The 22,284-nt window shown below is 57.0% G+C and carries 18 protein-coding genes and 5 pseudogenes; 14 read left to right on the top strand and 9 right to left on the bottom strand.

Annotated elements, in window-relative coordinates:
* The first annotated feature begins 81 nt into the window (after positions 1 to 81).
* Positions 82 to 804, top strand: coding sequence for a pirin family protein (locus tag RGM2987_RS21365; RefSeq protein WP_245144811.1), 723 nt, complete (start codon positions 82 to 84; stop codon positions 802 to 804).
* Between the two features lie 52 nt (positions 805 to 856).
* Here RGM2987_RS21365 and RGM2987_RS21360 read toward each other — a convergent pair whose 3' ends face one another.
* Positions 857 to 1,900 (bottom strand): GlxA family transcriptional regulator, encoded by a 1,044-nt coding sequence (locus tag RGM2987_RS21360; RefSeq protein ID WP_245144810.1) that lies wholly within the window; start codon positions 1,898 to 1,900, stop codon positions 857 to 859.
* Between the two features lie 278 nt (positions 1,901 to 2,178).
* On the opposite strand from RGM2987_RS21360, the gene RGM2987_RS21355 reads away from it, so the two are divergent.
* Positions 2,179 to 4,122: a methyl-accepting chemotaxis protein gene (locus RGM2987_RS21355; RefSeq protein ID WP_245144809.1), complete on the top strand. Its 1,944-nt coding sequence runs from the start codon at positions 2,179 to 2,181 to the stop codon at positions 4,120 to 4,122.
* A gap of 171 nt (positions 4,123 to 4,293) precedes the next feature.
* Here RGM2987_RS21355 and RGM2987_RS21350 read toward each other — a convergent pair whose 3' ends face one another.
* A complete protein-coding gene (locus tag RGM2987_RS21350; protein ID WP_245144808.1) occupies positions 4,294 to 5,193 on the bottom strand; it encodes a glycine betaine ABC transporter substrate-binding protein in 900 nt (299 codons plus the stop codon).
* Between the two features lie 288 nt (positions 5,194 to 5,481).
* Here RGM2987_RS21350 and RGM2987_RS21345 point away from each other — a divergent pair, with 288 nt between their 5' ends.
* A complete protein-coding gene (locus tag RGM2987_RS21345; protein WP_245144807.1) occupies positions 5,482 to 7,518 on the top strand; it encodes an NADH:flavin oxidoreductase in 2,037 nt (678 codons plus the stop codon).
* 48 nt (positions 7,519 to 7,566) lie between these two features.
* Here the strand turns inward: RGM2987_RS21345 and RGM2987_RS21340 are convergent, their stop codons facing one another.
* Together RGM2987_RS21340 and RGM2987_RS21335 are read right to left on the bottom strand one after the other, a co-directional pair.
* Positions 7,567 to 8,346: a pyrroline-5-carboxylate reductase dimerization domain-containing protein gene (locus RGM2987_RS21340; RefSeq protein WP_245144806.1), complete on the bottom strand. Its 780-nt coding sequence runs from the start codon at positions 8,344 to 8,346 to the stop codon at positions 7,567 to 7,569.
* The gene (locus RGM2987_RS21335) at positions 8,336 to 9,040 is read right to left on the bottom strand and encodes a TetR/AcrR family transcriptional regulator (protein WP_245144805.1); all 705 of its coding nucleotides are present in this window, start codon (positions 9,038 to 9,040) and stop codon (positions 8,336 to 8,338) included. The genes RGM2987_RS21340 and RGM2987_RS21335 overlap by 11 nt, the downstream gene beginning before the upstream one ends.
* Before the next feature lie 207 nt (positions 9,041 to 9,247).
* On the opposite strand from RGM2987_RS21335, the gene RGM2987_RS21330 reads away from it, so the two are divergent.
* Both RGM2987_RS21330 and RGM2987_RS21325 read left to right on the top strand, forming a co-directional pair.
* Positions 9,248 to 9,511, top strand: a complete 264-nt coding sequence (locus RGM2987_RS21330; RefSeq protein WP_245144804.1) for a hypothetical protein — start codon at positions 9,248 to 9,250, stop codon at positions 9,509 to 9,511.
* 197 nt (positions 9,512 to 9,708) lie between these two features.
* Positions 9,709 to 10,134 carry a hypothetical protein gene (locus tag RGM2987_RS21325; RefSeq protein WP_245144803.1) on the top strand — a complete coding sequence of 142 codons (426 nt, stop codon included), beginning with the start codon at positions 9,709 to 9,711 and terminating at the stop codon, positions 10,132 to 10,134.
* Between the two features lie 114 nt (positions 10,135 to 10,248).
* Here RGM2987_RS21325 and RGM2987_RS21320 read toward each other — a convergent pair whose 3' ends face one another.
* Together RGM2987_RS21320 and RGM2987_RS21315 are read right to left on the bottom strand one after the other, a co-directional pair.
* On the bottom strand, positions 10,249 to 10,653 hold the full coding sequence (locus RGM2987_RS21320; RefSeq protein ID WP_245144802.1) for a hypothetical protein: 405 nt from the start codon (positions 10,651 to 10,653) through the stop codon (positions 10,249 to 10,251).
* Positions 10,654 to 11,134: 481 nt separating this feature from the next.
* Entirely contained in the window at positions 11,135 to 11,458 is a 324-nt protein-coding gene (locus tag RGM2987_RS21315; RefSeq protein ID WP_245144801.1) for a zinc ribbon domain-containing protein, read from the bottom strand.
* 45 nt (positions 11,459 to 11,503) lie between these two features.
* On the opposite strand from RGM2987_RS21315, the pseudogene RGM2987_RS21310 reads away from it, so the two are divergent.
* The 3 pseudogenes from RGM2987_RS21310 to RGM2987_RS21300 form a co-directional block, all read left to right on the top strand.
* Positions 11,504 to 11,668 (top strand): annotated as a pseudogene (locus tag RGM2987_RS21310) (DNA cytosine methyltransferase); the annotation flags it as partial.
* Positions 11,669 to 12,020: 352 nt separating this feature from the next.
* Positions 12,021 to 12,218 (top strand): annotated as a pseudogene (locus RGM2987_RS27560) (sialate O-acetylesterase); the annotation flags it as partial.
* Positions 12,219 to 12,356: 138 nt separating this feature from the next.
* Positions 12,357 to 12,533 (top strand): annotated as a pseudogene (locus RGM2987_RS21300) (DUF159 family protein); the annotation flags it as partial.
* A gap of 46 nt (positions 12,534 to 12,579) precedes the next feature.
* Here RGM2987_RS21300 and RGM2987_RS21295 read toward each other — a convergent pair.
* Together RGM2987_RS21295 and RGM2987_RS21290 are read right to left on the bottom strand one after the other, a co-directional pair.
* On the bottom strand, positions 12,580 to 13,668 hold the full coding sequence (locus RGM2987_RS21295; protein WP_245144800.1) for an acyltransferase: 1,089 nt from the start codon (positions 13,666 to 13,668) through the stop codon (positions 12,580 to 12,582).
* Positions 13,669 to 13,766: 98 nt separating this feature from the next.
* A pseudogene (locus tag RGM2987_RS21290) lies at positions 13,767 to 14,004 on the bottom strand (lysis protein); the annotation flags it as partial.
* Between RGM2987_RS21290 and RGM2987_RS21285 the strand changes: the two are divergent.
* The 3 genes and pseudogenes from RGM2987_RS21285 to RGM2987_RS21275 form a co-directional block, all read left to right on the top strand.
* Positions 13,960 to 14,472 (top strand): annotated as a pseudogene (locus RGM2987_RS21285) (site-specific integrase); the annotation flags it as partial. The pseudogenes RGM2987_RS21290 and RGM2987_RS21285 sit on opposite strands and share 45 nt — an antisense overlap.
* Positions 14,473 to 14,769: 297 nt before the next feature.
* Positions 14,770 to 16,224: a site-specific integrase gene (locus RGM2987_RS21280; RefSeq protein ID WP_245144799.1), complete on the top strand. Its 1,455-nt coding sequence runs from the start codon at positions 14,770 to 14,772 to the stop codon at positions 16,222 to 16,224.
* Between the two features lie 365 nt (positions 16,225 to 16,589).
* A complete protein-coding gene (locus tag RGM2987_RS21275) occupies positions 16,590 to 19,160 on the top strand; it encodes an AAA family ATPase (protein ID WP_245144798.1) in 2,571 nt (856 codons plus the stop codon).
* Between the two features lie 366 nt (positions 19,161 to 19,526).
* Here the strand turns inward: RGM2987_RS21275 and RGM2987_RS21270 are convergent, their stop codons facing one another.
* Positions 19,527 to 19,898: a hypothetical protein gene (locus RGM2987_RS21270; RefSeq protein ID WP_245144797.1), complete on the bottom strand. Its 372-nt coding sequence runs from the start codon at positions 19,896 to 19,898 to the stop codon at positions 19,527 to 19,529.
* A 128-nt stretch (positions 19,899 to 20,026) separates the two neighbouring features.
* On the opposite strand from RGM2987_RS21270, the gene RGM2987_RS21265 reads away from it, so the two are divergent.
* The 3 genes from RGM2987_RS21265 to RGM2987_RS21255 all read left to right on the top strand — a co-directional run bounded on the left by RGM2987_RS21265 (position 20,027) and on the right by RGM2987_RS21255 (position 22,284).
* Positions 20,027 to 20,347: a transposase gene (locus RGM2987_RS21265; protein WP_245144796.1), complete on the top strand. Its 321-nt coding sequence runs from the start codon at positions 20,027 to 20,029 to the stop codon at positions 20,345 to 20,347.
* Positions 20,344 to 20,679: an IS66 family insertion sequence element accessory protein TnpB gene (gene tnpB / locus RGM2987_RS21260; RefSeq protein ID WP_245144795.1), complete on the top strand. Its 336-nt coding sequence runs from the start codon at positions 20,344 to 20,346 to the stop codon at positions 20,677 to 20,679. The genes RGM2987_RS21265 and tnpB overlap by 4 nt, the downstream gene beginning before the upstream one ends.
* Before the next feature lie 63 nt (positions 20,680 to 20,742).
* A complete protein-coding gene (locus RGM2987_RS21255) occupies positions 20,743 to 22,284 on the top strand; it encodes an IS66 family transposase (RefSeq protein ID WP_245144794.1) in 1,542 nt (513 codons plus the stop codon).

Here is a 22,284-nt window from a genome sequence, read left to right as displayed (position 1 = left end):
GCTCAATCCGATAACCATTAACCTTCTTCTGTACCCGGCGAACGGCCCAGGCCACCGCCCACTGACTCAGGAGAAATCATCATGCTGACCTTTCGCAAAGCTTCGGACCGCGGCATCGCCCGTCACGGCTGGCTGACCTCGTTCCACACCTTTTCCTTCGCCAGCTACCGCAACGTCAATGAGCAAGGCTTCTCCGACCTGCTGGTGATCAACGATGACCGGGTCGCCGCCGCGAAAGGCTTCGGCCAGCACCCGCACCGCGACATGGAAATCTTTTCCTACGTGCTCGAAGGCGCACTGGAACACAAGGACACCCTCGGCACCGGTTCGGTCATCCGCCCAGGCGACGTACAACTGATGAGCGCCGGCAGTGGCGTGGCCCACAGTGAGTTCAACCACAGCGCGGACGAGCCGGTGCATTTCCTGCAAATCTGGATCGTGCCGAATGTGGTGGGTGCCACGCCGCGCTACCAGCAACAGCATTTCAGCGCCGGGCAGAAACGCGGTCGCCTGCAACTGATCATCTCCCCGGACGGCGCCGATGGCTCGCTGCAAGTGCGCCAGGATGCACGGGTCTATGCCGGCCTGTTCGACGGCGAGGAAAACGCGACCCTGACCCTGGCAGCGGATCGCTATGCCTATGTGCATGTGGCCCGCGGCCGTGTTGAGCTCAACGGTGTACAGCTCAACGAAGGCGATGGCGTGCGGGTGCGTGCTGAACAGGCGCTGACCCTGGGCAACGGCGCGGATGCCGAGGTGCTGGTGTTCGATTTACGGCCTCAGGAACTGCCGCAAATGCCATGAGACCCGGCGCAAGCCTTGAGCCTGGTGAACGAGGTTGCTCGTTCGCCAGGCTTCAGCGCAAGGCTTGCTTACGCGCCGCGGCCGAACGATAGCTGCCCGGCGGTACGCCGAAGAAATCCCTGAAGCGCCGCTGGAAGTGCGGCGAACTGACGAAACCGGTCGCCACGGCAATTTCCGTCACGGACCGATTGGTCTGCTGGATGAGTTGACGCGCGCGGGTCAGGCGCAATTCCAGGTAATAACGGGTCGGCGTCGCGCCGAGAAAGCTGCAGAAGCGCCGCTCCAGCTGGCGCTTGGAAATCTTCACGCACGCTGCCAGCTCATCGATCGTCAACGGCTCCTCAACGTTTTGCCACATCAATTCCAGGGCCAGCTTGAGGCTTTCCGGCAGCGTCGGATCCGTCTCGACGAAGACCGGCGGCAGATCCGTCGCGTCATCGCCTGACTCGTCGCAGCGCAGGATCTCCTCGATGGCACCCACCAGCGCCTGCCCGCCCGTCTTGCTGATCAACTGGAGCATCATGCGCAGCGAGCTGTTCGCGCCCGCACAACTGACCCGCTCCCGATCCACCACGTATGCCCGGCTGGACACTTTCACATGGGGAAAGACCTCCGCCATCATGGCGCGGCTTTCCGGGTGGACGGCGCATTCGTAGCCATCCAGCAGATTGGCATCGGCGACGAAGAACACCCCGTTCCACAGCCCACCCAGGATCGCCCCGCAGGTTGCATTGGCGCGCAGCTTGCGGCGCAGCGTGGCGATGCCCTGCAACTTCACCCGAAAGCCTCCGGCCACGATCAGTACGTCGAGGTTTTCCGGCAACTGCGCCAACTCGATGTCGGTGGAAATGACAATCCCCAGGTCACTGGTCACCTGTGGGCCCGAAGCCCCGACTGTCAGCACTTCATAGAGAGGCGAGTCGCTCATCAGGTTGGCGGTCACCAGCGCGTCCACCGCGCCGGTGAAAGACATCATCGAGAAATTGTCCATCAAGACGAATGCGACACGGGTCGGCGCCTGGCCCGCAATGGCCTTGCCCTGCGGTTGATAAGCCATGTTCTTGTTTTTGAGTACGCTCTCGAATGCGCTTGGCATAGGGCCTCGTTGATCCTTTGAAAACCATCAGGACTCGCCGCCGCCCCGCACACTCGCGAGAGCCAAGACGGCCATCCTCCAGATTTGCGACGCTGGCAGTGCTTCGTGCGCCACTTCAGTCGTTTGGCGCGCTTGGGGCGCCGAACGGGCTCAAGTGGGCAACGCGTCAGTCGATATGCTGAGAGTAAGCATGGGCGCTACCTCTCGTTCCAGCATTTGCGACGCTCACCGCTACTGTTTCCGCCGTCCCAACACTAAAAATACCTGCGGGAGTTTTCATGAACATCAAACAGAAGCTGACATGGGCGTTCGCGACCATTGCCTGCCTCCCCGTCGTCCTGGTCGCGGTGCTCGTCGTGCTGAACCTGCGCGAGGCGGCGAAAACCAATTTCCTCGACAGCAGCGGTCGTGAAATCCGGCAGATCGACAACGGCATGAAGACTTTTTTCGACGGCATCAGTCAGAACGTCGAATTTTTCGCCAAGGATCCGCGGATCGTCGGCGCCAAGGACCTGAAGAACTATTCCGGTGCCGACGCCGCACAAATTCCCCTGACGGAGACCAACAAGCAGTTGCTGGAGATCTTCGACAGATTCGCCAAGAGCCACCCCACTACCGCCTATCTTTCCGTGGGACTGGCCGACGGTGGCTATGCCAGCTGGCCTGACGACCCGAAGATTTCCAACTACGACCCGCGTGTTCGCCCCTGGTACAAAGCCGCCATTGCCGCGCCGGGCACCACCGTGCGTACGGATGCTTACTATTGGGCACCGGATGATGTTTCGTTGATCGGTATCGTGCATACCATTGCCGATGCCAGCGGCAAGCTGGTGGGTGTCGTCGGCCTGGACGTGTCGCTCAAGCAACTGACCGAACTGGTCAAGAACATCAAGCTGGGCGACAGCGGTTACCTGATGCTGGTCGAAGCCAGTGGCAACGTGCTGGTCGACCCCAGCGACGCCAAGCACAACTTCAAGCCCCTGGCCGACCTCGGCCCCAACTATGCCGAACTGGCCAAAAGCAGTGACGGTGTGACCCAGATCGAGATCGATGGCGTGCCGTACATGGCCAACGTGGTCAGTTCCAAAGGCCTGGGCTGGCGCTTCATTGGCTTGATCAAACGTGACGAAGTCATGGCCGAGGCCTCGAGCCTGACCTGGTTGATCGCCGCCATTGCCGCAGCGCTGGCGGTGGTGTTCGCCATTGTCGGTGCAAGTTTCGCCAGCGTGATCGTGCGTCCGATCCGCGGTGTGGCGAACGGCCTGCAAGAGATCGCTGAAGGTGAAGGCGACCTCACCCGCCAACTCGCGGTGCAGGGCAAGGACGAAACTGCCACCCTGGCAAGCTGGTTCAACCAGTTTTTGGGCATGATCGCGCAGTTGGTGCAGCGCATCGGCAGCGCCTCTTCCGACCTGCAGAATGCCGCCGCCGATACCAGCGAAGTCGCCCAGAACATGAACGAAGCCGCCGGCCGCCAGCGTCAGGCGGTGGAGCTGGTGAGCACTGCGTTCAACGAAATGGTCGCGACCGCCAACGAAGTCGCCCGCTCCTGCAGCCAGGCCGCCTCCAGCGCGGACACCGGCTACCGTGACGTGCACGACGGCCAGCATCACATCGGCGAGGCCACCGGCAGCGTGCTGAAACTGAGTGACGACCTGCAAAAATCGACCCAGACCATGCAGGCGCTCGAGCAGGACAGCAAGAACATCAACACCATCCTCGACACCATTCGCTCGATTGCCGAACAAACCAACCTGCTGGCCCTCAACGCCGCCATCGAAGCCGCGCGCGCCGGTGACCAGGGTCGCGGATTTGCCGTGGTAGCCGACGAAGTACGGGCCCTGGCACGACGCACTGCCGATTCCACCGGCGAAATCGACAGCCTGCTGGGTAACCTCGCCCGCCGCACCCAGGAAGTGACCCAGCAGATGCAAAGCAGCCTGCAAGTGTCGCAGACCAGTGTGGAACGCATCCAACAGGCCCGCGACAGCTTCGACAAAATCCGCAATTCGGTGGATTCGATCCGCGACCAGAACACCCAGATCGCCACCGCTGCCGAGGAACAGCACCAGGTGGCCGAAGACATCAACCGGCACATCGCACAGATCCATGCCGATGCCCAACTGGTCGAAGAATTCGCCCATTTGGCACAAAGCGGTTCGGGCCGGCTGACAGACATCTCCGGACAGCTCAAAGGCCTGGTGGGACGCTTCAAGTTCTAAGTACAAATCCCTGTGGGAGCAGAGAATCCCTGTGGGAGCGGGCTTGCTCGCGAAAGCGGACTGACATTCAACATCCATGTCAGCTGACCCAACGCCTTCGCGAGCAGGCTCGCTCCCACATTTTGGTCCAGGCCAGACGGTGATCCTGCGACCGCCACCGAGCCCTAGTGATTACTGACTCGCCGTAGCCGATCCGGCCTGGGCGCCGAACATCGCTTCAAAGCGCGGCTTGTTGGCTGCGTAGTACTCGGCAACGACTTTGTCCGCCGAGCTGTCACGGGCGGCCGCCATCAGTTTTTCCAGGTCTGCCTGGGGAATCTTGAAGTTGGCGAAGAATCGGGCGACATCGGGATGCTCCGCACTGAAGCCTTTGCGGGCCATCGCGTGGATCTGCTCCGCGCCGCCGAAGATCTGCTTCGGGTCATCCAGATAGCGCAGCGACCATTTGGAGAACATCCAGTGCGGACTCCAGGCGTTGATCAAAGACCATTTGTCCCGCTTCAGGTTACGGTCCAACTCGCTCAACATTCCAGATTCAGAAGACGCGACCATCTTGTAACCATCGAGCCGGTATTCCTTGATGGCCTTTTCCGTGAGTTTGTATTGGCCATTGCCAACTTCTGAAGTCAGGATCTTGCCGCCGAGTTTTTCCCGCACCTGCGGTTTGTTGAGGTCTTCGACGCTGGCAATCTCGCTGACTGGAATACTGGTGGGCACCGCCATGCCGATCCGGCCTTCATACAGCGCGCCGAGGTCTTCCAGCTTGTCGCTGTACTTGTCATAGAACGACTTGTGAGTGCTCGGCAGCCAGACCATCGGGATCAGGTCGATGCTGCCATTGGCCAAGGCCTGGAACTGGATGCCTATATCGGCCAGGACCAACTTGACCGGTTGCTTGAGATGATCTCGAAGCGCTGTGTCGGCCAGCTTCACCGCGATTTCCGTATCCGACCAGTTCACCCATCCGATGCGGATCGGCGTGGGCTCCTCGGCGTGAGCCATCAGGCTGCTGATGGCCATCGCAAAGCCGGCAAGCCAGCCGAAGGGAGTGCTATTGCTTAACCTCATCATGGTTCATCTCCGCGTACTGTATGAGTTGTTATTGGCAGGGCAGCAGAAAGATCAACTTCCCGAGGACGCAACAGGACGTCGCATCCACAAGGGCTTTTCATGTCGTTCTTGGGCAACTTCAGGCGACGCAAACGGTGACTCGACGCTCCCGTTTCGAAGGGATCTTAGTCCTGGTCTTCTCTCCACACAAGCAAAATGTACACCTATGTCACAGAGATTGACATACATGAACATTGAACATACCGTCGTGTCAAAACCACGCCCGTTGTTCTGTTCCGGAGCACCACCATGTCCAGCGATCCTCTGCTGCATCCTTACAAAATCAAAAATCTCACGCTCAGAAACCGGATCATCACCACCGCCCATGAGCCCGCCTATCCCGTCGACGGCATGCCCAAGGATTTGTACCGGGCTTATCACGTCGAACGCGCCAAGGCCGGTGTGGCGCTGACCATGACCGCAGGCTCCGCCGCCGTTTCCCGCGACAGCCCGCCGGTGTTCAACAATGTGTTGGCGTACCAGGATGAAGTGGTCAAGTGGCTGAAGGACCTGACGGACGAATGCCACGAACATGGCGCGGCGGTGATGATCCAGCTGACCCACCTGGGCCGGCGCACACGCTGGGACAAGGCCGACTGGCTGCCGGTCGTCTCGCCCTCCCACCGCCGGGAAGCGTCTCACCGCTCCTTTCCGAAAAAGATGGAGGACTGGGACATCGACCGGATCATCAAGGATTATGTAGATGCCGCCGAACGCATGAAGGCGGCCGGCCTCGACGGCCTGGAGTTGCAGGCCTACGGTCATTTGATGGACCAGTTCTGGTCGCCCCTGACCAACGATCTCGACGGCCCGTACGGGGGCTCGCTGGAAAACCGCCTGCGCTTTACCTTCGAGGTCCTGCGGGGCATTCGCCAGCGCTGCGGCGAGGATTTCCTGCTGGGGGTGCGCTACACCGGCGACGAGGACTTGCCGGGCGGTTTCGGTGCAGAGGATGGCTTGCGGATCTCGCACATGCTCAAGGACAGCGGCCTGGTCGACTTCCTCAACGTGGTTCGCGGGCACATCGATACCGATGCCGGCCTCACCGACGTGATTCCGATCCAGGGCATGCGCAACTCACCGCATCTGGACTTTGCCGGCGAGATCCGTTCGGCCACTGGTTTCCCGACCTTTCATGCGGCGAAAATCCCCGACGTTGCCACGGCGCGCCATGCCATCGCCTCCGGGAAAGTGGACATGATCGGCATGACCCGCGCGCACATGACCGACCCGCACATCGTGCGCAAGATCATTGAGAAGCGCGAAGAGGACATTCGGCCCTGTGTGGGCGCCAACTACTGCCTGGACCGCATCTATCAGGGTGGCGCCGCGTACTGCATCCACAACGCCGCCACCGGTCGTGAAACCACCATGCCCCACGACATTTCCAAGGCACCGCACCGACGCAAGGTGGTGGTGATCGGCACCGGCCCGGCGGGCCTGGAGGCCGCACGGGTGGCCGGCGAGCGCGGCCATGCCGTCACGGTATTCGAAGTCGCCGACCAGCCTGGCGGGCAGATCCGCCTGACCGCCCAGAGCGAGCGGCGCCGCGAGATGATCAGCATCATTGACTGGCGCATGGCGCAATGCGAACGCCTGGGCGTGAAATTTCATTTCAACACCTGGGCCGAGGCCGAGACCGTGCTGGCCGAGGATCCGGACGTGGTCATCGTCGCCACCGGTGGCCTGCCCCACACCGAGGTGCTCAAGCAGGGCAACGAACTGGTGGTCTCGACCTGGGACATCATTTCCGGCGACGTGAAGCCGGGCAGGAACGTACTGATCTTCGACGATGCCGGTGACCACGCGGCGCTACAAGCCGCAGAGTTCATCGCCAACAGCGGTGCGAAACTGGAGATCGTCACCCCGGACCGCTCATTTGCCCCGGAAGTCATGGCAATGAACCTGGTGCCCTACATGCGCAGCCTGCAAGGCCTGGACGTGACCTTTACCGTGACTTACCGGGTCGAATCCGTGGAGAAGCACAACGGCCAGTTGCTCGCCCGCTTTAGCAGCGATTATGGACAGGTGCACAAACAGCGCGTGGTCGACCAGGTGGTGATCAACCACGGCACGCTTCCCCTGGATGACTTGTACTTCGACCTCCGCGTCCATTCGAGCAATGGCGGCGCGGTGGAACAGCACGACCTGATCGCCGGAAAGCCCCAGAACATCGTGACCCACCCCGAGGGCCGCTTCCAGTTGTTCCGGATCGGCGACGCGGTGTCGGCGCGCAACACCCACGCCGCCATCTATGATGCGCTGCGGTTGCTCAAAGACATCTGAAATCATGCCCCTGGGCACACCAGGGGCACTCTTCATTTCCCGTCAGGCCTAAAGCCCCTTGCGAGCCACGGCAGCGCCTTCTCGCAGCGCCCTGCCGACCTGCTCTTCGAAGCCACCCTCGGTCATCGTTTGCAAAGCGGCGGCCGTGACACCGCGATAAGCCACCAACGAATCGATCATCTGCCGAGGATCGTGGCTCGCCAGCAACTGGCTGCAGTTCACCACGACGTTCTTTGCCGCGAGCCGGGCAATATCAGCCGGGACACCGGCAGCCACCGCCTGATCGGCCAGCGCCGTCATCAACAAAGCAGGAAAAGCCGGACCGGTACCCGAAAGTGCCGAGAGGTAATCGATAAAATCCTCCTCCTGGACCTGCGCCGCGGTACCGACGCTTTCGAACAAGCGCTGCACCAGGTTACGCGTCGCTGCGGCTACCTCACCCGCGCAATACCAAGGCGTGAACGATTGTTCTATCTCCACCGCCGCGTTGGGCATCGCCCGTATCACGGCCGACGCCGAGGTCCGTTCGGCGATTGTTTGCGCCTTGATCCCGGCCATCAGCGAGATGACGATCTTGCCAGTCGCGTTGATGTTCAGGCTGGCAAAATGTTCGGGTCGAACCGCGATGACAATCACATCGCTGCGATCCACCAACACTTGGTTATCGGCGACCAGACAGACGCCCTGTCGCGCCAACGGATGCTCACCGCAACGGTTGGAAATGACCAGCTTACCCGCCGGCAGCAAGGCCTTCGCCAGCAGCGCCTTGACGATCGAGCCGCCCAACCAGCCGGAGCCACCAATGATACCGACCGTCTCATTGATCATCGCTGGCCCCCGCGAAAGTGTCAGTCAGGGGCACGAAGAGCCCAGGCTCTTTTTCGGCGTAACCGAATTTCCCGTAGAAACGATCCAGCTCACGCTGCTTGGGTACCTTCCCGGTAAAAATGCTCACGTAATGCGGGATGCGCTGGAAACGCACGGTGATCAGCTCACTGGTGTTCATGGTGATATAGCCGATCTGCGTCAGATAAATCGTCCGCGCCCGCGTATCGGCGGCCTGGCTGTCGTAACCAAAGCGCTTGAACATGTTCGCCAACGCAAGCATTCGCTGCTCATCCACCGCCGAGACCTCCTGGGCCACCTCGGCTGACTGCAAGGCCCAACTGCGCACGGCGAACTCGAACTGCGAATCGAACAATCGGGGGTTCAGCCAACACTCGAAAACGTTGAGGATCGCCTCGGAAATGCTCTCCGCGTAGCTTTCGCATTGGCGGATCAGCCCCCCGGTGTTGGTGTCGCGCCAGCGGACAAGCAAGGCCGCCAGCAGCTGTTCGCGATCCTCGAAGAACCAGTAGAAACTGGTACGAGACAAGCCCAGGCGCTTGGCCAACGGCATGACCCGAACCGCGTCGATACCCGCCTCCTTCAGCGCCTCGTAGGCCGCCTCCAGCCAACCCTCCGGCGACCCCCGCCAACCCGCGTCCTGCGCCTTGCCACGCGCCTTGCCTACCTGGGACATCTCGCTTGCCTTTTCAATGATGCGTGGTCCGAATGTACCGTGCCGATCGACTAATGTACACCTAGGTACATTTTATCGACGCCCCCTCCTCGTTCAACTGCTCTGCGGGCTGTCGACCCGACATTAATAAATCTCAAAAACAGAACAGCGCTGCCGATACCCTGGGTAAGAGCAGTGAGCGGGTTTCAGGATCAAGGCAGGCCAGCAATGACAGAGATTTATCTACTGATAGCGCACGGCACGGACCAGGGCGAACCCTATGTCCTCGGCTGGTTCGACGACAGGCAAAAGGCCCGGGAAGTCGCCGAACAGAAAGAATGGGAGACTTATCGCGCCAGTCTCAAGGCTGGGCATCAGTGGTCAACCCACAAGCCGTTGGCGCCTGATCAGACTGACTATCGTCGTTATTGGATCAAGACGATTTCGAAGTTTGATCATGTTCCGGTGCCGAGGTCTTGGGCGTTGCATTGAGGTTGTTGGATGAGGTTCTGCGTCGGCTCAGGTGAGTAGCCAAGGCGCTGGTATTTCTGGCTAGACGTCATCTGCGGACCGCACTCAAGAACCTTGATTTCAAGATCCGGGCGCCTGAGTCATGGATCTTTTTCCGCTTGAGACGATTGGGGCGGCATGCTCAAATACGCAATAGCATTTTGCCATGGAGCTCTCAGTTGAAGCACTACCGCGGACCTATCGTATTTTTTTCGGTAATGATTTCCCTCTTTGTCTTGCTTCAACTTTGGCACGCCAAGTCTGCTTCGGAAGATAAAAAAGAAGAGCGGGAACGCAATCTCAAAGGCATTGCGCTCATCATGAATGCCCAATCCCAGAAGACGTTCGATGGTAGTCGCATCGATTCGGTAACCTACAAAGATGAGGTCATGCGGATCTCGGTCACGCTTACAAACATCTCGAAAGATGAAGTTGACCTCGATGCATTCGCTAAGGAAAGAAAGGATGTTGCCGCCGCCGCATCCTGCGATGAGAAGTTTCTAGGCCCATTCGTGAAGTCCGGGCTTCTGGTGAATTACACCCTCAATGACGCAAGCAACTCTCCCATCACTGAATTTCAGATAGGCAAGTCCGATTGTCTTTGAGGTTCTGTCGTACCCGCTTCTTCGGCGGACTTTTTTAATGCTTGCCGTACCTGCGCGGTCTTACAAACCAAATTGCCAACCCGGTCACTGAGGACGGGTAGGTGCATTGTTGCCCTATGGGTTGACTGGCCTGTCTACACGTTGTCCTGTTTCCAAATCCTCAATCTTGAAATCCCACCAATCTTCGCTTGGCACAGACTGGAGGCCGTACTCCCGACCAGCGATCAGATTAACGTCCCGAAAAATCGGCCGTGTCGCCTGTGTACCTGTCCACTTCTTTACTTCTAACCGGTGGGGTCCCGCTGTCAATCGATATTCCGTCCGCTGCGTATACAGCGCATAAAGAGTATCTGCCCCGTCCACCCTGGCAATCGTAAGCGTTTTCTCAATCGCCCGAATGCCAGCGGTTTGAGAGTTTGGCAGTCCTTCTGCCGCCTTTTCTGTGTACGACTTGCAGCCAGCTGCCACCAGCATTAACGCCGCGATACCGAAAAACCGTAGACCTTGAGCAAACAGCATAACCCGCCTCGTCCATTCGCAAAATTGCTCTATTCAATCCCATCGACTATCAATTTTCCACCCTGACTCAGGGAGGGTTGGCTGGAAGTCAACCATGACCAAGAAGCCAAAAGTCGCTCCAGCGTCGCGCAAGGTACTGGCCTACTCCGTCCAGACCAACGACCTGGAAGATTCCACGCTCCAGTTCACTACATCGAATGCCGCAGCCCAGCGTCAGGGTGGGTGCAGATGCGATCGGCACGGACTTCGGCGCGGTGTCTTGTCGTAGGGCTCAGTAGGCCGACCAGTACGCCAGCCCCCGCTTCATACCGGCCAAGGCCTACATCGATGCCGGCTGGTGGTTCGACTGCAACCACTGCGGCATCAGATGCGATAGCGATGCCAGTCATTGGGACGATGAAACGGATACCGACGTGCAGCTGGGCCTGGTCTAAGAGGGTCCAGTCGTCTACTGCAAATCCGGCCGCTGCATTTTTTATTGTCAGCTTGAGCGGAATATGAAAACCGCTGCGATTGCAATCACACAGACAATCCCAAACACCATCCGTGCGAGCCAAGGAGCTGTCAGCCAGATGCCGGTGACCCCAGCAATCTGTCCAATGTTTTTCTCGCTGAAATAGCGGCCAGATGGCGGCTCGCGAAAAGGATTGCCGCAGTGGGGGCAGGAGTAGGCTTTATCGGAGATCCTGGCATTGCATTCAGGGCAGTCAATTAGGCTCATTATTTTTTGTCCGTATTCATTGATGGCTGCAAGCCCATATGAAGACTTCATTTTCTGATTTTGGTTCTGCGGGCAATCATCCAACACCCTCCCCTAATCAACGAATCACGCCAGCTGGCGAGGATATCTATGTTTACCGCCAGCCTCGGCGAATGGTCCACCGGTTCCCGCGACGCGGGAGTGCAAGTACTCTGGGCAGCTGATCACTTGCCCAACGCGGTTGAATGGCACACCGCCAACCACCCCGAAACGCACCATGTCTGCCAGGAGCTGTACCAAGCTGACTGGTCCCAGCCGTAAATTTTCTCAAAAAAACCGCTCCGCAGCGGGGTTATATAAAATGAGACCATCGTGTCGGTCCTACCGGCGATGGAAAGGTCTGTTTTTCAGGGAATGACTGATGAAGTTTGGGTTTTGCAGCACTTTGTATCACGCTGATTTTCTCCCGTTTTGGTAACGCCAAAGCAGAAAGCTCCAGGAACAGAGCCCCCCCTACCTGTTTACTTGCTGCTCGGCCAAAGCAATATGGTCGGCATGCGCTCCGACGCGCAGAAGTTGCCGGAGTCGCTGAAGCGCACGCAAGCAAAGCAATGCTCTTTTCTTCAAAGCCGGAAAATGGGCGCCGCTTGCCCCTGGCGTTTCTGAAGTGAAGGGTTTCGGTCCTGAAACTTCCTTCGCCCAAAGCATGAAGACATCAGGAAAATTCGGGATCATCAAGGTCAGCGCTGGCGCAACGACGCTCTTCAAGGAGTGGAACCCGAATACCGACGACTCTCTGTACGGAAAGACTATTGATCTTGTTCGAGAGGCGGAAAAAACCCGGCCAACTAGAATCGCTGGCGTTCTGTGGATGCAGGTTTTCCGTTTTGACGCAGACGAAAGAGATTCAATTCGACCGTATGACGGTTTGATACGTCGCTCTGAGCATGAAACTGGAGCCTTGCTATGGATTTATCGGCGGTCGCCCCGTGGTGCTAAACCCGAGCTTGCCCGGGAATGGCTCGACCCGGCCACGCCCAAGGAGCGCGTCGAACAAATGCTCCTTCACCAAGGCGAGCAGACCGAGACGTTCGAATGGTTCAAGGTGGACCGCGCCGTCGGCACCGTGAGAAATCAGGGCCCCGAGCTGATCAGGCCTATTGCTGATTCAATCCTTTGACCTGCGCTTGGCAGATGGCCAATGTGATCAGCAAAGACTATCTCGATTAGGGTACTGGCTGTGTCTCGGATGCAGTAGATGTACCGGTCCAGCAGCGGCGAAGAAACATCTTTCTAAAAGAGCTAGCAGTGTCACTTCCAACCTTATTCATAGGCTGCTCTACTAAGTAATAGGTGATCGCCGATATTGCAATCGTCAGGGAGACGGATATCGCCGCATAAACGGCTGCATTTCCAATCATTGACATCCCACCAAGCGGGATGCCCAGCTTTACGCAAAGCTGCCGGGTCAGGATCATTCCAATCAGATGCATAAGATAAAACGAAAACGATATTTTACCCAGAAACGTCAGAACCGGGCGGTTCAACCACGGCATAAATCCAGACCGAGAAATGCTCAGAATCAGAATACCTGCACATATTGTCTGGACGATTATTGATGTATCACTTTTATACCCAAACGCCATGTCCGATACGAGCATAAGCAGCAGGCCCACATGAGAAACATATGGACCGACAACCACATCCTTTCGCGCGTACGTTATCAAGCTCCCAATAAAGAAGGCCGGAAGATATTTAGCATAAATTGGCGAAATCAAACCTGAAAAATAAAGCAATGCAAGCGCCAAGCCTAAAAATACCAATCCAGGCCGAAAAAGACGATGAACTGCAAACCCAAGAAAAACTACAACACATCCCGCCAATTCAACCTTCAAAGTCCAGGCTACACTGTTAATTGACGTATCCATCAAAAGCATATTCTGCACTAATTTTTCAGACGGATAGCTGATCATGAACCCCAGAATAAGAAGACTACAGATCAAGGCAGGAAATATACGATAAACACGACGTATAACGAAGACGAAAAACTCGACCCCATAATTCACAGAAGAAAGACGCTGCAAAGAGAGAGTCAATACAAAACCGCTAAGAACGAAAAAAATGATTACTGCTGAGTGCGCGTTGAACAAAAGCTGGATGAGGCGAGCAAACACCCCCTCGACATTGGAAAAATTCATCATCGACAAAGTCTGGGCGTGAAACGGCTGAGTCGAAAAAGCCGTTAGGCAGTGCGCTACCGCTACGCAAAGCGCCGCTAGGAACCGCAATGAGTCGAGACTGTTGTTACGGTCCATTTTGAACCTCCTTGTAAACGGGCAATTGTCGCCCAATGTCTCACAACGGCAAAGCTATTCCGCTCCATAACAGCATTGAATCCGATTTTTTATCGCCCTTATCTTTCATTCAGTCCTTCTACGTAAGCTTGGCAGGCAGCCAGCGCGATCAGCCCCCGGCCCCCGTCGTCGGTGATGTCGATAACTCTTTGAGCATGCGCTGGGTCAAGTTGGGCTCCAACTGACTGAATCCTTGAGTAGGACTAACAGCCGCAGATCAGAAGTGGCAAGCTGATCGCGCAGGCGAGCTTGATTGGTTTGAGCATCGCTCAACTCCTTGAAATGGGTTTGTTCGCTGGTCGTATGCCGCTAACGCACATCGACGACGATGCACTCGCTTTATACATCCAGTCGAAGCTGAATCCGGTAAAGGGGAAACCGGGTTACCAACCGGACGGTGAACACCGCGCTTAAGCGGGTAATCAGGGCGCTAAACCTCTGCGCCAGGAAGTGGCGCGACGAAGAGCGCCGCCCTTTTTGCTAGACGTCGTACCGATGATTTCGCTCCTGGATGAGAAGACGAATAGCCGCAAGCCCTACCCGCTTTCATGGGAAGAGCAGTCGATCCTGTTCGCCGAGCTGCCGGCGCACCTTCAGACCATGGCTATGTTCAAGGTCAATACGGGATGCCGAGAGCAGGAAGTCTGCAAACTCCAATGGAATTGGGAAATCGCGGTACCGGAATTGGGAACGAGCGTACTCCTGATTCGGGCGGGGTTTGGAGGCAGGAACGCCAGATCCGGCGTGAAGAACCGAGACGAGAAGGAGGGAAGCATGAAGAAAGCCAAGGTCACTTGGAAAGTCCCTATGGCAGAAACAACAAAGCCGCTCGAAAGCGGCTAAGTCATTGAAAAATATGGTCGGGACGGAGTGATTCGAACACTCGACCCCTAGCACCCCATCTCCTTTTTTATACTTCTTGAAAGACTCCGAAATTTCACTCTGGATTTTTATAAGCTAGTATTTACTTGAGCTCCAGCGGTGTTCTGCTCTACGAGAGTCCAGTAACGTCCATCAAGAGCCGACGTTTTTGTGGGGGTAAAAGTAGGGAGATTCCGTTTCGTGGCCAAAATCACCATCAAAGAACTCGAGTCGCTGACCGCCAATGATGCCGGCCGGATCCTCCGGGAGGATGGCAATCTCGCGGGTCGAATTTCCCTGCGTAAGGACGGCGTATCGGTCAGCTTTTTCTACCGTTATCGCTGGGGCGACCAAAATAAAGAGTACGCCTGCGGAACCTGGCCGCGCAAATCCCTGACGGACATTCGCAAGGCCCGCAACCAGGCCCGAGCGCTCATCGATGAGCAGATCAATCCAAACGAGCAGAAGAAAACCGCCAAGGCACAGGCATACGCCGCAGCTAACGTAGAGGCCGAACATGCAATAACGACGAAGGTGCAAACGCTGACCGTCCAGGATCTGGCCAGCGCCTGGCTGTTGGATGGCGTCGCGCGCAAAGACGGCAATGCCGAGTTGCAGCGCCGTTTTAACAAGGACCTATTCCCGGCACTTGGCAGGACAGCGGTGAACAATGTTTCCGAACACGATGTTCGGGCGCTGATCCGCACCGTGGTCAACCGCGGCGCTCACCGGCAAGCCATCAGCTTCTTCGCCGACCTCACTCAGATGTTCGGTTGGGCCAGAAAGCGCCAACCCTGGCGAGCCTTATTGATCGAGGGTGATCCAACTGAGCTGGTCGACATCTCCCCCTTGATCCCTGCCGACTACGAAGCGGAAAGAAGCCGCATCCTCTCACCGGCTGAGCTGTTGGAACTGCACACCCGCTTCCAGCAAATGACTGCCGATTATGATGCCCTCCCCGCGGGCCAAAAATACGACGGCATTCGTCCGCTAAAGAAGAAAACGCAGCTCGCGCTCTGGATCAGCCTGGGCACGCTATGCCGGATTGGCGAGTTGCTGCAGGCGGAATGGAAAAATGTCGATCTAGACCAGCAAACCTGGTTCCTCCCGAGCGAAAACGTCAAAGGCACCCGTGGCAAGAAACAAGACCACCATGTGTTCCTCTCGCCCTTCGCCCTGCATTTCTTTCAGGAACTCAAAACCCTGACGGGAGACTCGCAGTGGTGCTTTCCGAACAAGCAGGATGATGGGCATGTGGACGTAAAGGTGGTGAGCAAGCAGGTGGGTGATCGCCAGGCCCGGTTCAAAAACCGCAAGGCCCTCTCCAGACGGTGCCATGACGATACCTTGGTCCTTGCTGACGGCCAAAACGGCGACTGGACGCCGCATGACTTGCGCCGTACGGGGGCAACCATGATGCAGGCTTTGGGGGTCAGCCTGGACGTCATCGATCGCTGCCAAAACCATGTGCTGGCCGGTTCTCGGGTGAGACGCCACTACCTGCATCACGACTATGCCGAAGAGAAGAAACGTGCCTGGAATCTGCTGGGCGATCGACTCAGTGCTGTGTTGTCCTCCGCCTACGAGCACCCTCCGACCGAGTCGATGATTTCTTTCCCAGCCTATACCGAGAATGGATTGCTACCGACTTCATAAGTCGGCATCTTCAGTACTGAGTAATCATAGTTTCGTATGACATCGCCGAGCGCGCTATTTGGCTCGATTTCTGCCCATCATGACCGGCAAAAGTCGGCCAGCAGTTGCCAGTCGCACGTCTAAAAAAGTAGCGGCGATTCAGCCGCTGGCAACGAGCCAAAAGCAGGCACTCAACGCGTCTACTAAACCGGGGACGATTCACCTTGCGTAGTTAAACGAACTCCCACTTGCGCGGCAGCAACAGTGTAAGCCAGCCGCACATCATGGACGCAGCGCGAAGACTGCAATTTTAAAAGCGCGCGCTAAATTGCTAAGCTAATGGCACTCTGCTAGCGTCTCCTGACTTATAATCAGAAGGGAATCGTATGGACGCGCAGGGACAGGTACGCATCTGGCTACTTGAGCAGCCGGACTGGCTTCAGGAGGCTGCTGATCGGCTGCTTAAAAACGGTGATCTCACCCAGGATGACATTTCCCAGATTGCCGCACTGTTAAAAACGCCGTCAGGGCAGGCCGTCTCGAAACATCGAACATTCGATGAGCTAACACACGCTCCAGCTGGCTCTGTGCTCCGATTGCGAAGTATTGCAGACGTCACAGGAATTGAGAGCCTTGGTCCCAGGGCGCCTTTAGACTTTGGTACCGGCAATTTAACGGTTATCTACGGGCATAATGGCTCCGGCAAGTCCTGTTACACGAGGATTCTGAAAAAAGCGACAGGCAAAGCTCGCGCCAGTGATCTCAAACCAAACGTTTTCCAAGCGGCTCCAGCTTCCAGCAAATGCACCCTCAGCTTTGAACTGGATCAGTCATCGGAAAGCGTTGAATGGCATATCACCCACCCCGCGATTGAACAATTGCGGGAGATAGACATCTTCGATAGTGAAGAGGCGCTCCATTACCTGAAAAGCGAAAGCGCGGCCACGTACAGCCCGCCCATCATGGGTTTGTTCGAGAAGCTGGCCAATGCGACTGATTCGGTTAGGGACACCTTGCAGGCTGAACAAGATCAGCTTGTGAGCCAGCTCCCGGCTATCCCCGCTACCCTCAAAGACACGAGCGCCGGCAAGAGCTATCAAGGCCTTAGCGCGCTGGCACCATCAGCTGTCGATAATCTTTTACGCTGGACTCCAGAAAACGCAGGTAGTTTAGAAGCGCTCAATGAACGACTGAAGACCAGTGATCCCTCATCGCTTGCGAAACAGAAACGCGACACCTGCGTCCAAGTAACCAATATCGTCAAAGGCATCAAGATAGCCGTGGCGGCGTTTGGCGCTGAGCAGATCCAAACTATCCGCACTCAGCGATCAAACGCCCGTGACAAACGACGTATTGCGATCGAAGGCGCGCAGGCCAAATCAGCGATTTTAGAAGGCGTCGGTACGCCGACATGGAAAGCAATGTGGGAGGCGGCTCGCGCATATTCCCAAACGCCGTATCCGGACCAGCATTATCCAGTTACCGTGGACGGGCGCTGCGTGCTCTGCCATCAAGAACTATCGGCTGAAGCCCAAGATCGACTCAACGATTTCGAGCTGTTTGTACAAAGCCGCCTGGAAACAGATGCAAAGTCTGCCGAGCAAACTTACAGCGAAACTCTCCGTATGCTTCCTAACAGCCCGACGGAGGCCGAGGTACAGACGCAGTGCACTGCGGCAGCTTTGACCACGCCTGAGTGGATGGCAGCAGTGTGGGGCTTTTGGAGAGGTGTCGGAGAATCGAGGAAAACCCTGCTGGATCACGAGCAGTCAGGCTTGGCGGGTACGGTCCCCGATGTAGCCGCGAATCTCCTTGTACTTGAACAATTCGCGCAGCAGCTGACTTTGGAAGCAGACCAATTCGATCGAGATGCGCTTCAGTTCGACAGGCCGAAAGCTGTCGCTGATAAAACCTCATTGGAGGCTAGCCAATGGGTTTCGCAGCAAAGCGAAGCAGTCAGGAAGGAACAACAGAGGCTCAAGGACCACAAGCTGCTCGACAAGCTGAAGACTAGTGCAAGCTCTCGTCGTATCTCTAACAAGGCAACCGAAATCTCCGAAAGCGTGGTTACCGAGTTGTACGTCAAGCGCTTCAATGATGAGCTGCGTGCTCTAGGTGCCACCCGAATTCAGGTTGAGTTGATAAAGACCAGAACCACTCGGGGTAGAGTGCTTCATCAACTCAAACTCAAAGCTCTCAAAAATGGTGATCACTCGCCTGACAAAGTGTTGAGCGAAGGTGAGCGTAGGATCATATCCCTTGCAGCTTTCCTTGCGGACGTTACCGACAAACCAGGTGTCGCCCCTTTCATTTTCGATGACCCAATCTCGTCGCTAGATCATGATTTCGAATGGAAAGTCGCATGCCGCTTAGCTGAATTGGCTAAAGAACGGCAGGTCCTTATTTTTACGCACAGGCTTTCGCTTTACGGAGCGATGGATGACGTTGCCAAGAAAGTTGGTGATTCTTGGAAGAAGGATAACTTCCAGCAAATGTGCATCGAGTCCTTTGGTGGAGCATCAGGACACCCTGCTGATCAAGCAGTGTGGAATAGCTCGACGAAGACCGCAAACAACATCCTGCTGACTCGCGTCAGGGACGCCAAGAAAGCGGGCGAAGATTCAGGTGCAACTGCTTACTATGCCTTAGCTCAAGGTATCTGTAGCGATTTCAGGAAATTAATCGAAAGGTCGGTTGAAGATGACCTTCTGTTTAAAATCGTCGTACGCCATAGGCGCGGCATTTCCACAGATGGTCGTCTGCCTGCCCTTCTCGGGATCACCCGTGAGGATCTTCAAAAAATTGACGAGTTGATGACCAAATACAGCTGCTTTGAGCACAGCCAGTCTGATGAGATGCCGGTACAAGCTCCAGAAGAGCCCGAACTGAAAGCCGACATTGAATCGCTCAAGCAGTGGCGAGATGACTTGGAAGGCCGAAGGAAAAAGGCAGTTTAAACTCAGAAACCACGCAGAACAATCATCTGATTGCGCCGCTTGGCGAGCGGCGCAATCAACACGATTAACGGATTAACCGTTCGCTGACGACGACTTGGGGTAACCATCCGGGCATCCCACCTTGCGCTGAGGTGTAAGCGAACTGTGAACACGCCTACCGATCTCCCAAATTAAGGGCGATGGTGTCCACTTATTTTAAGCGGACGCGATAGCCCTTAAATGCGCCAACGAAGCTCTTACTCCAAGTCGTTCAAAGCCCAGGTTGTCCAGGAATGCCTGCAGCCCGGCTGCCTCCATTTCCAGCGTGGCCATCAGTCATGGCATCAATGCCAACGTGATCCGTAACTGGCTACCACTTTTCCGAGATCAACTACCCGCAACCCTGTCGGCGTTTGTTCCGGTAAAGGTCGCCCCGAAAAGGCAGGCCGAGTCATCGGTGATCATCGAGCTGCCATTTGGCGAGCACACCATCACGGTGAAATGGCCGTCTTCCGATCCCGAAGGATGTGTCAGTTTTGTCCGTGGACTTGCTTCGTGATCCGCATCGACGCAATTTGGCTGGCCACCGAACCGATGGATATGCGCTCCGGCACCGAGTAAGCGCTCGCCCGGGGCGTGGCTGTCTTCGGTGCGGCGCAGCCGCACTGTGCTTATCTCTTTGCCAACCGCCGAGGCAATCGCATGAAGGTGTTCGTGCACGACGGACTGGGCGTTTGGTTGGCGGCACGGCGTCTGCATCAGAGGAGGTTTTCCTGGCCGAGTAATCGTAAGCGTCCAGCCAAGTCATCTTCCGAACTCCAGCATTAAGGGCGATGGTGTCCGCGTATTTTTAAGCGGACGTGATCGCCCTTATCGCTAGGATTTCCATGCGCCAACGAAGCTCTTATCCGAAACCGTTCAAAGCCCAGGTCGTTCAGGAATGCCTGCAACCTGGCGCATCCATTTCCAGTGTCGCCATCAGCCACGGCATCAATGCCAACGTCATCCGCAAATGGATGCCGCTCTATCGAGATCAGCCTGCAGCGACTTCACTACCGGCATTCGTCCCACTAAAAGCCGCCCCTAAACGGCCGGCCGAGGCGTCAGTGATCATCGAGTTGCCCATGGCCGGCCAAGTGATCACAGTGAAATGGCCAATCTCAGATCCCGAGGGCTGCGCGCAATTTATCCGGGCTGTCGCTCAATGATCCGCATCGATGCAATCTGGTTGGCCACCGAGCCGATGGACATGCGCGCCGGCACCGAGACGGCATTGGCTCGGGTGATCGCGGTGTTCGGTGCGGCGAAGCCGCACTGCGCTTATTTGTTCGCCAATCGCCGGGCCAACCGGATGAAGGTGCTGGTGCACGATGGCGTGGGAGTCTGGCTCGCCGCGAGACGACTGAACCAAGGCAAGTTCCACTGGCGCGGAATTCGCCACGGCGGTGAGGTCGAACTCGACAGCGAACAACTCCAGGCATTGGTGCTGGGCCTGCCGTGGCAGCGAGTCGGCGCCAGCGGTGTGATCAGCATGCTGTAAACGCCGGCCATTTGGCCGGTCTACTTGTCGTCGCATCGCGCCTGCTCTGGCACAATCGGCGGTATGACCTCCTCGCCCAACCTCGACCAGATGACCCCGGAACAGCTTCGTGCCTTGGCGGCACAGGCGTTGCAGTTGCAGTCCCAGGTCGAGGCGATGAGCAGGAAGATCCAGAACGATGAAACCATCATCGAACAGCTCACTTACGAAATCGCCCTGCTCAAACGGCACAAGTTTGCCAAACGCAGCGAGCAAATCAGCCCGGCGCAAAGCAGCTTGCTGGATGACCTGCTCGACACAGATCTTGAAGCTATCGAGACCGAGCTAAAACAGCTCCTCCCAGCTGCGCCACAGGCCGAACCACGGCAATCCCCGAAACGTGCGCCCTTGCCGCCGCAGTTTCCACGCACGGTGATTCGTCACGAACCCGAAAACACCCAGTGCGCCTGTGGCTGCCAACTTCAACGCATCGGCGAAGACGTCAGCGAGAAGCTGGATTACACGCCGGGCGTGTTTACTGTCGAGCAACATGTGCGTGGCAAATGGGCCTGCCGTCAGTGCGAAACACTGATCCAGGCGCCGGTGCCAGCGCAGGTTATCGACAAAGGTATCCCGACCGCAGGCCTGCTGGCCCACGTGATGGTGGCGAAGTTTGCCGACCACTTGCCGCTGTACCGGAAGGAGAAGATCTTTGGCCGCGCCGGGCTGGCAATTGCTCGCTCGACCTTGGCCCAGTGGGTCGGACAAACCGGCGTGCGGCTCCAGCCGTTGGTCGATGCACTTCGTGAAGCGGTGCTGAACCAGGGTGTGATTCACGCCGATGAAACACCTGTGCAAATGCTTGCGCCGGGCGAGAAGAAAACCCACCGGGCTTACGTCTGGGCCTATAGCACCACGCCGTTTTCGGCGCTCAAAGCAGTGGTCTACGACTTCAGCCCAAGCCGTGCTGGCGAACATGCGCGCAACTTCCTGGGTGCCTGGAACGGCAAGCTAGTCTGCGATGACTTCGCGGGCTACAAAGCTGGTTTCGAACAAGGCATCACTGAAATCGGCTGCATGGCCCACGCCCGTCGCAAGTTTTTCGATCTGCATGTCGCGAACAAAAGCCAGTTGGCCGAACAGGCGTTGCACTCAATTGGCGGTTTATACGAAGTCGAGCGCCAGGCTCGGGACATGAGTGATGAAGATCGTTGGCGAATACGTCAGGAGTTGGCGGTACCGATTGGCAAAACAATGCATGACTGGATGTTGGCCCAGCGCGACTTGGTGCCCAATGGATCAGCCACGGCCAAAGCCCTCGACTACAGCCTGAAACGCTGGGTAGCGCTGACGCGCTACCTGGACGATGGGGCTGTGCCCATCGACAACAATCAGGTCGAGAACCAAATACGGCCATGGGCGCTCGGGCGTTCGAACTGGCTGTTTGCCGGGTCGCTGCGCAGTGGTAAACGGGCGGCTGCAATCATGAGCCTGATCCAGTCGGCGCGTATGAATGGGCATGATCCGTATGCCTATCTCAAAGATGTGCTGACGCGGCTGCCCACGCAGCGGGCCAGTGAGATCAATGATTTGTTGCCGCATAAGTGGGTAAATAGTCTGGAATAA

The organism is Pseudomonas sp. RGM2987 (genome assembly GCF_022952855.1).
GTDB lineage: Bacteria > Pseudomonadota > Gammaproteobacteria > Pseudomonadales > Pseudomonadaceae > Aquipseudomonas.
The sequence above is the reverse complement of the archived record's forward strand: the minus strand, read 5'-3'. Positions and strand labels throughout refer to the sequence as shown.

Coding starts and splice junctions, on each gene's coding strand:
- RGM2987_RS21365 (WP_245144811.1), top strand. CDS start 82: ATGCTGACCTTTCGCAAAGCTTCGGACCGCGGCATCGCCCGTCACGGC.
- RGM2987_RS21360 (WP_245144810.1), bottom strand. CDS start 1,900: ATGCCAAGCGCATTCGAGAGCGTACTCAAAAACAAGAACATGGCTTAT.
- RGM2987_RS21355 (WP_245144809.1), top strand. CDS start 2,179: ATGAACATCAAACAGAAGCTGACATGGGCGTTCGCGACCATTGCCTGC.
- RGM2987_RS21350 (WP_245144808.1), bottom strand. CDS start 5,193: ATGATGAGGTTAAGCAATAGCACTCCCTTCGGCTGGCTTGCCGGCTTT.
- RGM2987_RS21345 (WP_245144807.1), top strand. CDS start 5,482: ATGTCCAGCGATCCTCTGCTGCATCCTTACAAAATCAAAAATCTCACG.
- RGM2987_RS21340 (WP_245144806.1), bottom strand. CDS start 8,346: ATGATCAATGAGACGGTCGGTATCATTGGTGGCTCCGGCTGGTTGGGC.
- RGM2987_RS21335 (WP_245144805.1), bottom strand. CDS start 9,040: ATGTCCCAGGTAGGCAAGGCGCGTGGCAAGGCGCAGGACGCGGGTTGG.
- RGM2987_RS21330 (WP_245144804.1), top strand. CDS start 9,248: ATGACAGAGATTTATCTACTGATAGCGCACGGCACGGACCAGGGCGAA.
- RGM2987_RS21320 (WP_245144802.1), bottom strand. CDS start 10,653: ATGCTGTTTGCTCAAGGTCTACGGTTTTTCGGTATCGCGGCGTTAATG.
- RGM2987_RS21295 (WP_245144800.1), bottom strand. CDS start 13,668: ATGGACCGTAACAACAGTCTCGACTCATTGCGGTTCCTAGCGGCGCTT.
- RGM2987_RS21275 (WP_245144798.1), top strand. CDS start 16,590: ATGGACGCGCAGGGACAGGTACGCATCTGGCTACTTGAGCAGCCGGAC.
- RGM2987_RS21270 (WP_245144797.1), bottom strand. CDS start 19,898: ATGCAGACGCCGTGCCGCCAACCAAACGCCCAGTCCGTCGTGCACGAA.
- RGM2987_RS21265 (WP_245144796.1), top strand. CDS start 20,027: ATGCGCCAACGAAGCTCTTATCCGAAACCGTTCAAAGCCCAGGTCGTT.
- tnpB (WP_245144795.1), top strand. CDS start 20,344: ATGATCCGCATCGATGCAATCTGGTTGGCCACCGAGCCGATGGACATG.
- RGM2987_RS21255 (WP_245144794.1), top strand. CDS start 20,743: ATGACCTCCTCGCCCAACCTCGACCAGATGACCCCGGAACAGCTTCGT.